Origin of the sequence: Prevotella sp. oral taxon 317 str. F0108 (assembly GCF_000162415.1) — a bacterium.
GTDB lineage: Bacteria > Bacteroidota > Bacteroidia > Bacteroidales > Bacteroidaceae > Prevotella > Prevotella conceptionensis.
Window position 1 is genome coordinate 1065015 of record NZ_GG740072.1, and the last position, 14188, is coordinate 1079202.

Consider the following 14188-nt stretch of genomic DNA (forward strand, 5'->3'; position numbering starts at 1 on the left):
TATATAATACTTTAATTTTTCTAGAAAGAGTGTCGAACAGGTACATTTTGTAAAAACACTAAAACTTCGCAAATGATGAGCCACAAACGTAGATTAACGCAAGTTGGAAACAATGAGACGTTTGAATTTGTATTGCTCACTGAAAATGAGTACCTTTACATTGACTAAAAGACAAAGGAACAAACCCAAAAGCCATGCACAAAGATACAACAATGTTTAGGGAAGATGGTTATCTCAACGACTTTCACAGAGCGTGGGACGAAAAATGTATCAAAGACGACAAAGAACGTTGGGCTTTGATGCAATCGAAAGGGATGCGCTATACGGCAGAATTTGCGAGAGCACAGTCCCAGAGGATGGACGAACTGGTAAGACAAGAAGAAGAAAGGTTGAAAGAAGAAAGGAAGAAACACTCAAAGGCTGGGCGATAGTAGCTGGCCATTGGCACATGGGCTTGTCGGACTTTACCGACAAGCAGCCTTGCTGTTTCTTTCGGAAACGAACACCATAACACGTTTTGTTAGGCCTGTAAAAGACACACTTACTACATCAAAACAAGGTGCGATACCAGGCAGTCACCAAGTTTTGTTTGGTCTGCAAAAGACATACTTACTACATCAAAGCTCCGCTTACAATATCTATTATGTGCAAGTTATGCTAGTTTATTAACAGCTAGCCTATCGCCTTGACGTAAGCAGCACACATTTCTGCACAGCGTTCGCCGTCCATAGCAGCAGAAACAATGCCGCCAGCATAGCCCGCACCTTCGCCACAAGGGAACAAGCCACCAACACTAACGTGCTGAAAGTTCTCTCTATCGCGCACGATGCGAACGGGCGAAGAGGTTCGGCTCTCGGTAGCAATGAGCACAGCCTCGTTGGTTAAGAAACCATGACTGTTTCGGCCGAACTTCTGAAAGCCCTCTTGCAAACGCGAAACAATGTGTTTGGGCATCCAAAAATGCAGGGGACTGGATATTAATCCGGGCGAATAACTACTTTGGGGCAGGTCGTAACTTAGCTTACGGTTAACAAAATCAACCATTCGCTGTGCGGGTGCGGTCTGCTTGCGGTTGCCGTTCACCCAGCAATCGTGTTCAATAGACTGCTGATAGTGCATCATTTTCAACACGTCGTCACCTTCAACATCTCCGGGTCTCACCTCTACCACCATGCCACTATTAGACCATTTGGAACCTCGATTGGCAGGACTCATGCCGTTAACCACGATTTGTTCGTGTTCGGTTGCTGCTGGAATGACGAAACCACCAGGACACATACAGAACGAATAAACACCCCTTTCGGCCGATTGGGTAACGAAACTATATTCGGCAGCAGGCAAATACTTGCCTCGTCCGTTCTTGTTGTGGTACTGAATTTGGTCGATTAAGGCCGATGGATGTTCTAGTCTTACGCCTATGGCCAGCCCTTTGGGTTCGATGGGGATGCCTGCCGTGGCTAGGTATTGGTACACATCGCGTGCGCTATGGCCTGTGGCCAAGATTACAGCACCTTTGAAATTCCGCTCTTCGGACGTTAAACCATTAAGTGTTTGCACGCCAATCACCTTATTACTTTCCATTAATAAGGCAGTCATCTTGGTTTGGAAGTGCACTTCTCCGCCACAAATGATGATGGTATTGCGGATTGCCTCGATTACCTTTGGCAGCTTGTCGGTGCCGATATGGGGGTGAGCGTCTGACAAGATGGACGTTGATGCACCATGCTGGCAGAACACGCTTAATATTTTCTCTACATTGCCGCGTTTCTTACTCCGCGTATACAGCTTGCCGTCTGAATAAGCGCCTGCGCCGCCTTCACCAAAACAATAGTTGCTTTCGGGGTTTATCTTTTGCTCCTTGGTTATTAGGGAAAGGTCGCGGTGGCGTTCATTAACACTTTTTCCTCGTTCAACGACAATGGGACGAATGCCTTGTTCAATCAAACGAAGTGCCGCAAACAATCCGCCAGGACCTGCCCCCACAACAATGGCTTGGGGACAATGCGACACATCAGGGTAATTTACAACCTGATATTCTAGTTTTTCAGGCATTTCGTTAACGAAAACACGCACAGAGAGATTAACGAATATGGTGCGTTGGCGCGCGTCGATGCTGCGCTTGAGCACCTGGACGTGTGTGATGGTTCGCACATCAAGTGCTTTATCATGTGCAACATAGTCGCGGATGCTGTCTTCGGTATATGCCTGCTGGGGCAACAAGCGCAATTGATATTCGTATGTCATTGGTGTAAAAAGGGGAAATGTATGGGTGAGAAAGGGTGTAAAGGCGCGTAAGAAATGTGTGCCACGGGGTTATCCTAAAAACAAAGATTGACAACTTTACGCTTTAACGGTCATTACAACAAAGTTACAAGGACGTTAATACGCAAAGTTGCCAAACGCAAACGAAGACAAAAGAAACACAACAGGACAATTAGTTGTTTACGCTGCCGCCCATAATGTCGAGCAACTCGTTGGTAATTGCCTGCTGTCTACTCTTGTTATACTGTAAGTTCAAGCCTCTGAGCAGTTCGTCGGCATTGTCGGTAGCTGTTTGCATGGCCACCATACGTGCTGCATGCTCACTAGCATTGCTGTCGAGCAAGGCCGTGTACATCATCAAGTTCAACTCTTTGGGGATGAGCGTTGTTAGGATTGTCTCCATGTCTGGCTCAACAAGGAAGTTGTCGTTAAGGGGTTTTGCCTCGTCCTTGGTCTTTTCTTCCTTCGCTGCTTTTTTCTTAAGATACTCTTGTGCCTTAGCCGTAACCACATCAGAACTTAGGTCGCGGTCGCTAAAACGCCCCAATTCAGTGGAGAGGTCGATAGGCAAGAAAGTTCTTCTAGTCAAAATCTGCGAGCCTGCGCTCTTGAAATGATGGTAAATAAGCTCAACTCTGTCTAGCTCGCCTGCTGCATATTGTTCCGACAACTCTGTGGCGATGTCTGCACATTGGTGTGCATTGGGTTTCTCGGCAAGAAGGTTGAAATTGCCACCTATCTGCAATCCCATCTTGGTTGCCTGCTCGGTGATTTTTCTGCCGAGAGGGTAAACCACGATGTCGGTAACGCCTTGCTCTCGATAGTGTGCCACCGCCTGCTGCAGCAACTTGGTGACGTTGGCATTGAAACCGCCACACAAGCTGCTGTTGCTTGAAAAAGGCACAAGCGCAACGCGTTTAAGCTGCTTGCGCTCCACGTTTAATGGCGTGCGAGCCTCTGGCATTGACGCGAGAAAAGCTTTGAGGATATGCTCTAACATACTCTCGTAAGGCAGCATGTTCTCAATCAATTGCTGAGCATGGTGCAGCTTAGACGATGCCACCATCTTCATGGCACTCGTTATCTTACGGGTGCTGTTAACGGAAGCAATTCGTGTCTTTATCTCTTTTAATGAAGGCATACGCTATGTGTTGAAGGGTGACGTCGTCCGCCTCACACACTGTTGTGAGGCGGAACAAGGCCAGCCTTAAATGTTCAAACTTTTTGGAATTGTCCCGCAATGTCGGCCATCACGGATTCGAGTACGCCACAAGCCTCGTCATTCAGTCCGCCACTTGCCAAGAAATCAATGGTGGATTGGTGGGTTGAACGCAACTTGTCGAGGAACAGGGTCTGGCATTCACGTACCTGATCTACGGGCACATCGTGCATCAAACCGCGCGTTCCACAATACAATATGGCAATTTGCTCGCCCACAGGCATTGGCGAATATTGGGGCTGAATGAGCAATTGCGTGTTCTTTCTTCCCCTATCCAAGGTCATTGCGGTAACGGCATCCATATCGCTTGAGAACTTAGAGAAAGCCTCCAGCTCGCGATACTGTGCCATATCTATTTTAAGTGTACCCGCAACCTTCTTCATACTCTTGATTTGAGCAGAGCCACCCACACGGCTAACCGATATACCTACGTTGATGGCAGGGCGGAAACCTTGGTTGAAAAGGTCGGTTTCCAAATATATCTGACCATCGGTAATGGAGATAACGTTGGTTGGAATGTAGGCGGAAACGTCGCCGGCCTGCGTTTCGATGATGGGAAGCGCCGTTAGCGAACCACCTCCCTTTACGTGGCCTTTAAGACATTCGGGCAGGTCGTTCATCTGTTCGGCCACTTCTTGCTGGTCGTTGATGCGTGCGGCACGTTCCAACAGACGACTATGCAGATAGAAAACGTCGCCTGGATAAGCCTCGCGACCCGAGGACGGCGAAGGATGAGCGACACTTCACGATAGGCCACAGCCTGTTTGGAAAGGTCGTCGTAAACAACTAGCGCGTGTTCGCCACGATCGCGGAAGTATTCGCCGATGGCAGCACCTGCGAATGGCGCGTAATATTGCATGGCAGCGGGATCAGCAGCTGTTGCCGACACGATGATGGTGTAGTCTAACGCACCCCGTTCTTTCAGTGTCTGTACCAAAGTAGCCACCGTAGAGGCCTTCTGGCCAATGGCAACATAGATACAATACACGGGCTTGCCGGCATCGTAGAAACTCTTTTGATTGATGATGGTGTCGAGAGCAATGGCCGTTTTACCCGTCTGGCGGTCGCCAATGATGAGCTCACGTTGTCCTCTACCAATGGGGATCATCGAGTCTACACCTTTAAGTCCTGTTTGAAGTGGTTCCTTAACGGGTTGACGGAAGATAACACCAGGAGCCTTTCGGTCGAGCGGCATCTCGAAAGCGTTAGACAAATCAATTTCGCCAAGCCCGTCGATAGCCTCGCCCAAGGGGTTGATTACACGCCCAAGCATGTTGTCGTTCACCCGAATGCTGGCAATGCGGTGCGTGCGCTTTACCACCTGCCCCTCTTTGATTTCAGAGGTAGGCCCTAAAAGCACACAGCCAACATTGTCTTCTTCCAGGTTCATGACGATGGCCATGGTTCCATTTTCAAATTCAAGCAACTCGTTGGCTTCGGCATTACGCAATCCGTAGACACGCGCAACGCCATCGCTAACGGTAAGGACAGTGCCAATTTCGTCAAAGTCCTGCCCGTCGCTGATTTGTTGAAGTTGTTGGAACAATATCTCTGAGACCTCGTTGGGCCTTATTTTATCAGACATGTTACTTGTTTTTTAATTCTATTAGAATTCGATTAAGTTTGCTCTTCACGCTGGCATCCATGCGATAGGTGTCGTAGTCCAACACAAATCCGCCAAGAATGGCAGGGTCTACCTCCGTGGTGAACTCGACAGTTCCCTGCGTTCGCTCTTCCACTAGGTGGCGCATACGTTGCTCAACCTCAGCTGTGAGTTGCACGGCCGTGGTGATTTTGCCGCTTGTAATGTGGAAATGTTGCCTGTACAGGTTAATGAAAGACGAGGCAATAAACTGCAACACTTCTTCCCTACCCTCGCGCAACACCAAAGCGATGAAACGTCTCGTGAGTTCGACAGCGGGCGTTCCGCATGCCGCCAACACCACCGAGCTTTTTTTCGACCGTGAATACATGGGGTTGCATACCGCAGGACGGAGCTCTGGAACATGCAGGTAGCATTCCAACAGGTTCGTCATGTTGTTATACACATCCTCGTAACAGCGGTCATCAATGGCAGCTTTGAGCAATGCGCGAGCGTATCGAACAGCTATTAACCCTATATCCATAACTCGTTTAGTTGGGGTTTACAGAGAAAGCATCGTCTAAGAAACGGTTAACCAACGACATCTGTTGAGCGTTGGAGGCCAAGTTTTCACGCACAACCTTCTCGGCAATCTGCACGCTTAGCTCCGCCACTTGGGTACGAATGTCGCGGATGGCATTCTGTTTCTCTACCTCTATCTGCCTTTTGGTTTCTTCGAGCAGTCGCACACCCTCCTCGTGAGCCGTCTGTCGAGCTTTCTCAACTATGGCGTCGCGGGTTTGGGCAGCCTCTTTTAAGATGAGTGATTGTTTCTCTCGTGCGTCTTGAAGAATTTGTTCGCTTTCTTGCTTGATGTTTTCTAGCCGTTCTGATGCCTCATGAGCCTTGCGCAGACTTTCGTCTATGTATGTCTTACGGTCTTCAACCATCCTGATGATAACAGGAAAACCGTATTTAACTAGAACAACAAAAACCACCAAGAACGCCAAGAGCATCCAAAAGAGCAAGCCCAAGTCGGGCGTTAGTATTGATGGTAAATTCTCCATTCGGTTACTTATTTAATCAAGAATGCACACGCTGCAATGGCGAAGAGGGCACAACCCTCAACGAAAGAAGCCGTAACAATCATGTTTGTCTGTATTTTGTTCGTAGCTTCGGGCTGACGGGCAATGGCATCCATTGCGCTACCGCCAATGCGACCGATACCTAAACCTGCACCAATTGTAGCAATACCTGCACCAATACCGCAGCCTAGCTGAGCCAGACCCTCGGCAGCCAATAATGTTGTAATCATCATAGTTCTTATTCTTTTATTAATTGTTTATATTCAATTTTAGTTGTTTTGTTCGTTAAGACGTTTCTTACAGTGGCATCCGAGCCTCTTGTGGCATGCACACCTATGTTAAACTTATCACACAATAGCACATTCACACGAGGAACTCTGCCCGTTAAAGTGTGTTCTGCAGAAGGCTGATAAGCTTTTGGAAACTACTCGGCAACGTGGTGCTCACGATGAGCCATGCCGATAAAGACGGCACTAAGCATGGTGAACACATACGCCTGCACGAATGCGACAAGCAATTCGAGACAGTTCATGAAAAGCAACATGATTATACCAAACGTGTTCAACCCCAGGCCATAGCCTACGCCCATGTTCCATCCAAGGAATATCACGCAAGTGAAACTCAATATAATGGCATGACCAGCCATCATGTTGGCGAAGAGACGTATCATCAACGCAAAAGGCTTTGTGAAGATACTGAACACCTCTATCACCGGCATAAGGGGAACGGGAAACTTCAAGGCAACAGGAACTTCTGGCCAGAATACGTCTTTCCAATACTCCTTATTGCCAAAGATGTTGATAACCAACATCGCGGTAACGGCCAAGAACATGGTTATGTTGATGTTACCCGTGACGTTTGCTCCGCCTGGGAACACGGGAACAAGCCCAATCATGTTACAAGTGAAGATGAAAAAGAACACCGTCAACAAGAAAGGAGCGTAGCGTTTGTATTGCCGTTCGCCCACGGCAGGCCTTATCAAGTCGTCGTGTATGTACATCACGAACATCTCCATCAAGCCAACGAGACCCTTGGGAGCAGCACTTTTCTCATCTACCTTCTTATACCAACGTGCGCACGACAGGAAAACCGTGAGCAAAATCGCCACAACAATCCATATCTGAGCAACGGCTTTGGTTATGCTTAGGTCCAAAGGACGCGTCGTAGAACCGTCTGCACGCCGTTCATATATCTTTCCATGATGCTGGGCATCGAAGAAAAAGTTGTTCGGAAGATGATGAGCCGTACCCACATACCATTCGCCCGTGTCACTACTTCTAACGATGATGGGCAAGGGTATGCTCAGATGCTTGCCTTCGTACGTGGCGATGTGCCATTCGTAAGCATCCGACAAGTGTTCGAGCACGATCTCTGGAATATCGAGTTCCTTCTTGTCTTCCCCTCCGTTGCTAGCCGCGTGGAGCGACAACGAAGTGAAAAGCAACAGCAGCAGAAACGATATATATCTTACTTTTTTCATTATAATACATTATTATTATATAGCCGTTATGTACCCGACTTACGCTTATCGTTTGAGAAGAACGTGGCGTGGTGCACCAACATCGCCGCATAGAACAGGGCGAAAACGCATAGAAAGAGCAACATCGCTTGTCTTTCTACCACGAAGTAGTACACGAAAAACACCAACACACACAACAGCATGCGAAACCCTGACACACCTAAGAAAAAGGTGGGGAGGCTATCTGGCGACTTTATCGCCACGCGCGACCAAATCAGGATGTCTGCCGTCTCGATGATTAAAAAGACCACCGAACTAACCAGCAACGGCAACGCAACCGCATAACCCAGGCAAAGTTCGGCAACACCATACACGCCTATCGCCAACAAGGCCAGCGTAATGAGGCTTTGGCAGATGAAACGTCGCTTTTGTTTGCCTACTTGCCTTTCGTCCATAACACTTTCCATAGAGAGCCGTTACACCTCCACACACAAGGAGACAACGTTCTTTTGCACCTCGACAAAGCCACCTGCGATGGCACACTCATGCGTTTCGCCCTCGCCCGTGACGTAAACCACTTGGCCCGCATCTAGCGAAGAGATGATGGGCGCATGGCTGTCGAGTATCTCGAACTCACCAAGACTGCCTGGAACCTTTACGCTTTGGGCATCGCCTTGATAGAGTTGTTTTTCTGGAGAAACAATAATCAATTTGAGCATAGACACATGCTTTTACACAAACTAGTTGGAACCTGCTGCTTCAAGCAACTTCTTACCTTTCTCAATAGCGTCTTCTATCGTGCCGACGTTCAAGAAAGCCTGCTCGGGAAGGTCGTCAACCTCGCCGTCGAGTATCATGTTAAAGCCCTTGATGGTGTCTTCGATACTTACCATCGCGCCCTTAACACCCGTAAACTGCTCGGCAACGGTAAACGGCTGAGAGAGGAAACGCTGCACCCTACGTGCGCGGTTCACCGTCTGCTTGTCTTCGTCGCTCAACTCATCCATACCAAGAATGGCGATGATGTCTTGCAATTCCTTATAGCGTTGCAGTATCTGTTTCACACGTTGCGCACATTCGTAATGCTCTTTACCCACAATCAGCGGGTCGAGAATACGCGAAGTAGATCCCAATGGGTCTACGGCTGGATAGATACCCAACTCTGTAATCTTACGACTAAGCTCTGTTGTAGCATCCAAGTGCGTGAAAGTGGTAGCGGGAGCAGGGTCGGTCAAGTCGTCGGCAGGTACATATACGGCCTGAACAGACGTGATAGAGCCGCGCTTGGTAGACGTAATACGCTCTTGCATCGCACCCATCTCACTGGCCAATGTAGGCTGATAGCCCACAGCCGAAGGCATACGGCCCAACAAAGCCGATACTTCTGAGCCTGCTTGCGTAAAGCGGAAGATGTTGTCGATAAAGAACATGATGTCTGCTGGCTCGCCATCCTTTCCGCCATGATCGCGGAATTCTTCGGCAACGGTTAGTCCCGACAATGCCACAGAGGCACGTGCGCCAGGCGGCTCGTTCATCTGACCATACACAAGAGTGGCTTGCGATTGGCGTAGTTCTTCAGGATCAACTAGCGAAAGGTCCCATTTGCCCTCCTCCATTGCTTTCCTAAACTTGTCGCCGTAACGGATAACACCCGACTCGATCATATCTCGGATAAGGTCGTTTCCTTCACGTGTACGTTCTCCAACACCTGCGAACACCGAGTAACCGTTATGTCCCTTGGCGATGTTATTAATCAGTTCCATGATAAGTACGGTCTTACCAACACCCGCACCACCAAACAAACCAATCTTACCACCCTTCATATAGGGTTCCAACAGGTCGATAACCTTGATGCCCGTAGCCAACATTTCCTTGTGAGTAGAAAGTTCGTCGAACTTAGGAGCCTCCCTATGGATGGGGTAAGCGCCTTCCATGTTCAGTTCCGACATGCCATCAATGGGCTTGCCGATAACGTTCAGCATGCGGCCTTTAATCTGTTCGCCGGCCGGCATGGTGATAGGACTGCCCAAAGGCGTTGCTTTAAGGTGGCGTTGCAGACCGTCGGTGTTATCCATTGCCACGCAGCGCACAGTGTCCTCACCGATATGCTGTTGAACCTCCACTATCAATTCGCGGCCGTCGGGCCTAACGATACGCAAGGCATCGTGAATTTTCGGCAGCACTTTCTCCTCCTCTTGGCCCTTGGTGTCGAAGTAGACGTCAATTACCGGACCAATAATTTGCGAAATGTGTCCTTCTATGTTTGACATATTCAGATATCTAGTTTATTATATTTCTTTATTAATGATTGCGCAAAAGTAACGATAAAAAACGGAATTGCCAAAATGTTCAGGCAATTTAATGTATGCAAACATTAAACTTTTCCAAATGTTGTTCCTTTTATATGCTTAGTTCGTCTAAAACGGTTATCAGCTTTTTATCAAAGGGCTTATCGCTCCTAATGGCTTCGGAAAGTGGCACATATACAATTTCGTTGTTGTGTACACCAATCATAACGTTGCGTTGTCCTTGCATGATGGCATCTATCGCGCCCACTCCTGTGCGGCTAGCCAAGATGCGGTCGTGGGCTGTTGGCCTACCGCCACGTTGCAAATGCCCAAGGATGGACACGCGCACATCATAGTCGGGGAACTCTTTCCTCACACGGTCGGCATAATACAGCGCACCACACTTGGGACTTTCCGATACGATGACGATGCAACTCTTCTTCGATTTGCGTATGCCCCGTTCCATAAACCGCGCCAATTGGTCAACGTCCGTCGAGTCTTCGGGTATGATGGCGGCCTCTGCGCCAGCAGCAATGGCACTGTTCTGAGCCAAAAAGCCAGCATCGCGTCCCATTACTTCGACAAAGAAAATACGTTCGTGGCTTTGTGCCGTGTCGCGTATGCGGTCTACACATTCCACAATAGTATTCATCGTGGTATCGTAGCCAATGGTCGAGTCGGTGCCATAAAGGTCGTTGTCGATGGTTCCAGGAAGCCCAATGCAACACAAGTCGTATTCTCTTGCAAACACCATTGCACCCGTAAGCGAACCATTACCCCCAATCACAACCAAAGCATCTATCCCTTCTTTAACGATGTTCTCGTAAGCTTTCTTCCTTCCCTCTTCTGTTGTGAATTCACTGCTGCGCGCGGTCTTCAATATGGTGCCGCCCTGCATGATGATACCACTAACGTTCTCGGTGGTGAAAGGCTTTATGTCACCATTTATAAGTCCGTCGAAACCACGGTATATGCCTTTTATGTTAAACCCATTACAAATGCCAGCGCGCGTCACGGCGCGTATGGCAGCATTCATTCCTGGTGCATCCCCACCCGACGTGAGTATGCCTATCGTCTTTACTTTTGTCATTGTTTTGATAACTTTATCTAGTTTCTACACCTATATATATAATAAGGTGTAGCGTAATCGTCCTTTATTTTGGTTGACAAATTAACAAGTTGACAAGTCAACAAGTTGGTGTCCCAATCATTGTACAAAACTATGGGGGCCATTGCACACCCTCCATCCGTTTGTTTACGTAATGAGCCAAAGCAAAGCCATACCCAATACGCCACCTAAAAGAACTTTCCATCCCACATTGGCGAAATACCATCCAACGCGCATACGCTCCGTTCTTATCAGTGCCAAGCCACTTATCGAGCCTATGGGCAGAATGTTACCACCCACTGCTGTTGCAAAAGCAATCATCTTCCAATAAGCCCCGTTTTGGGCGAAGTTGACCGAATACGATGTGAGTTCTGCATTCTCGCCCGACAAAACAGGATGTAGTGACAGAGCCGTCATGGCTGTAACGAAACTGTCGAGTACACTGCTAATGGCCGCACTTGCCACGCCAAAGAACCAGATATTGGGCGTTTGCTTGTCGATATAGGCCGTTACCTCGCTGAAAAAGCCCGTTTCATTAACTACGCCCACCGCAAACATGATGCCTAAAACAAACAATATCATCTGCATAGAGCCATACTGCAACACGCGTGGTATGCGGCGATGTATCGTTTCGCCCGTGTTAAGCAGCTTTCGGTTGAATATTTCGTTAACCACCCATAGCACCGACAGCACGCAAAGTGCGCCGAGGAAAGGGCTTAACTTGGTGATATTATGGAATGTAGGGATAAACCACAGACCGCCAATGCCCACTACGAACATCACAAGACGCTGCCAAACATTCAAGTTGGTATCGTCGCCGCGATAAGGGAGCCGCAAAAATTCAATGTCAATACGGTCGGGCAATGCCCTAGACAACAACCACGTTGGCACAACACAAGTAACAATACAAGGTACTGCCATGCTTAACGAATAGTTGGTGGCAGTTATCGCACCCATATTCCACAGCACCAAACCTTCGGGCGAGCCAATAACGGTTAATGCTCCGCCCATGTTTGCAGCAATTACAGCCACACTACCATAAATCATTCGGTAACGCCTGTTGGGTATCACCTGATGAATGAGCGTCAAGGCCATCACCGTTGTGGTAAGGTTGTCTAAGTTTGCAGACACCACAAAGACGATGAGCATCATCATCCAAAGCAGCTTTTTGCTGTCACGAGTTCGTGCCCATATACCCAAGAAGTCGAAACAGCCGTTGTTGTTCAATATCTCTACGATGGTCATCGTGGCCAGCAAGAAGAGAACGATCTCGCAAGCCTTACCCACATAACGCAAAAAGATGGTCTGAGCGATAAATTGTTTCACTGCCTGACTTGTGTGCGCCATGCCGCCAAGGTAGTCGGTGTAGGCCTGTTTGTGCATCAGCTGCACGAAATCCGTTCCATAAGAAACGTACAGCACCCACCCCACTGTACCAACGAATATTGCTACAGCGGCTCTATTCACATTTGTAACATTCTCTGTGCTAATGAGAATAAACCCAACGACTATGATTAAAAGGATAATCAGAGACATTATCTTAGACTATTTAAACGCAAAGGTAACAATTGTTTGTGAAACGAACAAGAACAAAAGAAACTATTCAACGTTTTTTTAATCCAAGCCCATTCTTGGCTCATCAACTTACGCCCATGTTTCTTCTCGCGCGTAATGATAATAAGGTGTTCCGACTATTCCACGATGAAGGAAAGGAGTGCGACGTATTTTTCAATCTTTTGCCATATCATCCAACAATCTATGGTAGCCATCTTAAACAAGCTTTGCATTAGATAGCGTTAACCAATAAGAGGGGGCTTATACATAGCGAAAAATAAAACGAGTAATTCATCCCTTCCTGTAGCTAGCCTAACTAAGTTCTATTAAACTTTTCAAAACTATTTCTTTGAAGACTTCACTATCAAAATCATACCCTTTACATTTCAGTCTGTGCTTAATAAGCATACTCAAACTTACAAATAAATTCTCTATAAGTAACAGGAATTTCCCTTTCACATCAGACAGTGAACAAGAAGTCCAATAAGACCTAGCAATACAAAACTCCGAAATAAATTGTTTCTTTCTCTCAAAATACAGACATTTAGTAATTTCCGATGTAGTGCAATATTCCGACACGTCACCACTAATATACATATTAATCTTTACCTTGTCAAGACCAGCAAAAGATTTATTTTCAAATTGTTTCTTAAAAGACTTTCTCATCTCTATAATCAGGGCGTGCACAACTTTCTCCAGACCTTCTACTGCCGCAATTTGTCCCCCAATTACAGAACTTATAACTATTTCCATATTTCAAACCATTATATATTAAAACCTCGCGGTAAAAGCCACAAGCATACATTAATGTAACTTTAGAATAAAAGAACTTTGAAGGCTATGTAACTCGTTACATAAGCAATCACACAATGAAGTCATCTTGACTTTTAATATTTCTATAAATTGAGAGGTGTTTATTGTTGATGTCTTGTAAAACCAAGATAAACAGCCTTCTTCATGAACGAAGCACGATACAAAGATACGACAAAATCTGAATTTCTGCCACCAGTTGTCTGTGGCAAAACGTAGTTGTGCACCAAAATAGGACTTGGCGAAATTCATTTCGCGCGTTCTCTACAAGTTGAAAACCGCTTGTCGGCAGCAGATTACTTCTGCGTTTCCATGATGCTGTATCCAGTGGTAGCGAGTAGCATGCTCAGCAACCGCTTACGCAGGCATCCGTAAGCGTACGTGCTTTCAGCTCCTTTGTATATATACATGTGAGCAGCGCACGCATTTTGTCTATTTTTCAATAGAAAATTTAACATAATAAGTGGCCTTTCCGTCAACCAATCGCCCACCTTGTCGCAAAAAATCGATTCTCGCGAAGGTTTGTTTTGATGCTAAAAGGAACTAGTTGTAATTGCAGACAAAATGAATATTTATTTGATGAAACCAAAGTTTAAACCTGATTTTGGGCTATTTGCTGCTAAAAAAGTGCAATATGCCGCTAAACGCAGTGCGTTTTGGTGCTAAACGCAGTGCGTTTTGATGCTAAAAGCAGTGCGTTTTGGTGCTAAATGCAGTGCGTTTTGGTGCTAAACGCAAGGTAAAATGGTGCTAAATGCAGTGCAAAATGGTGCTAAATGCAAGATGAAAAGCATAAGAATGCACTGCAATTGTATAATTAT

At 46.9% G+C, this 14188-nt stretch carries 13 protein-coding genes and 1 pseudogene; 1 reads left to right on the plus strand and 13 read right to left on the minus strand.

What is annotated here, in order from left to right; genetic code table 11:
* Positions 1–194 precede the first annotated feature (194 nt).
* Positions 195–431, plus strand: a complete 237-nt coding sequence (locus tag HMPREF0670_RS03945; protein ID WP_009229877.1) for a hypothetical protein — start codon at positions 195–197, stop codon at positions 429–431.
* Between the two features lie 241 nt (positions 432–672).
* On the opposite strand, the gene HMPREF0670_RS03950 is transcribed toward HMPREF0670_RS03945, so the two are convergent.
* The 13 genes and pseudogenes from HMPREF0670_RS03950 to HMPREF0670_RS04010 form a co-directional block, all read right to left on the minus strand.
* Complete coding sequence (locus HMPREF0670_RS03950; RefSeq protein WP_009229878.1) at positions 673–2244, minus strand: NAD(P)/FAD-dependent oxidoreductase; 1572 nt, start codon at positions 2242–2244, stop codon at positions 673–675.
* A 190-nt stretch (positions 2245–2434) separates the two neighbouring features.
* The gene (locus HMPREF0670_RS03955) at positions 2435–3403 is read right to left on the minus strand and encodes a F0F1 ATP synthase subunit gamma (RefSeq protein ID WP_044077676.1); all 969 of its coding nucleotides are present in this window, start codon (positions 3401–3403) and stop codon (positions 2435–2437) included.
* A gap of 74 nt (positions 3404–3477) precedes the next feature.
* Positions 3478–5066, minus strand: a pseudogene (atpA, locus tag HMPREF0670_RS03960) (F0F1 ATP synthase subunit alpha).
* A 1-nt stretch (position 5067) separates the two neighbouring features.
* Positions 5068–5607, minus strand: a complete 540-nt coding sequence (locus HMPREF0670_RS03965; protein ID WP_009229882.1) for a F0F1 ATP synthase subunit delta — start codon at positions 5605–5607, stop codon at positions 5068–5070.
* A 7-nt stretch (positions 5608–5614) separates the two neighbouring features.
* A complete protein-coding gene (gene atpF / locus HMPREF0670_RS03970) occupies positions 5615–6130 on the minus strand; it encodes a F0F1 ATP synthase subunit B (RefSeq protein WP_009229883.1) in 516 nt (171 codons plus the stop codon).
* An 8-nt stretch (positions 6131–6138) separates the two neighbouring features.
* Positions 6139–6381, minus strand: a complete 243-nt coding sequence (atpE, locus tag HMPREF0670_RS03975) for an ATP synthase F0 subunit C (RefSeq protein ID WP_009229884.1) — start codon at positions 6379–6381, stop codon at positions 6139–6141.
* A 191-nt stretch (positions 6382–6572) separates the two neighbouring features.
* Positions 6573–7628: a F0F1 ATP synthase subunit A gene (gene atpB, locus HMPREF0670_RS03980; RefSeq protein ID WP_009229885.1), complete on the minus strand. Its 1056-nt coding sequence runs from the start codon at positions 7626–7628 to the stop codon at positions 6573–6575.
* 26 nt (positions 7629–7654) lie between these two features.
* Positions 7655–8074 (minus strand): hypothetical protein, encoded by a 420-nt coding sequence (locus HMPREF0670_RS03985; RefSeq protein ID WP_009229886.1) that lies wholly within the window; start codon positions 8072–8074, stop codon positions 7655–7657.
* Between the two features lie 9 nt (positions 8075–8083).
* Positions 8084–8326 carry an ATP synthase F1 subunit epsilon gene (gene atpC / locus HMPREF0670_RS03990; RefSeq protein ID WP_009229887.1) on the minus strand — a complete coding sequence of 81 codons (243 nt, stop codon included), beginning with the start codon at positions 8324–8326 and terminating at the stop codon, positions 8084–8086.
* A gap of 21 nt (positions 8327–8347) precedes the next feature.
* Entirely contained in the window at positions 8348–9877 is a 1530-nt protein-coding gene (atpD, locus tag HMPREF0670_RS03995; protein WP_009229888.1) for a F0F1 ATP synthase subunit beta, read from the minus strand.
* Between the two features lie 130 nt (positions 9878–10007).
* Entirely contained in the window at positions 10008–10985 is a 978-nt protein-coding gene (gene pfkA / locus HMPREF0670_RS04000; RefSeq protein WP_009229889.1) for a 6-phosphofructokinase, read from the minus strand.
* Between the two features lie 165 nt (positions 10986–11150).
* Positions 11151–12539, minus strand: a complete 1389-nt coding sequence (locus tag HMPREF0670_RS04005; protein WP_009229890.1) for an SLC13 family permease — start codon at positions 12537–12539, stop codon at positions 11151–11153.
* Positions 12540–12869: 330 nt separating this feature from the next.
* Positions 12870–13310 (minus strand): Imm12 family immunity protein, encoded by a 441-nt coding sequence (locus HMPREF0670_RS04010; protein ID WP_009229891.1) that lies wholly within the window; start codon positions 13308–13310, stop codon positions 12870–12872.
* Between the last annotated feature and the right edge of the window lie 878 nt (positions 13311–14188).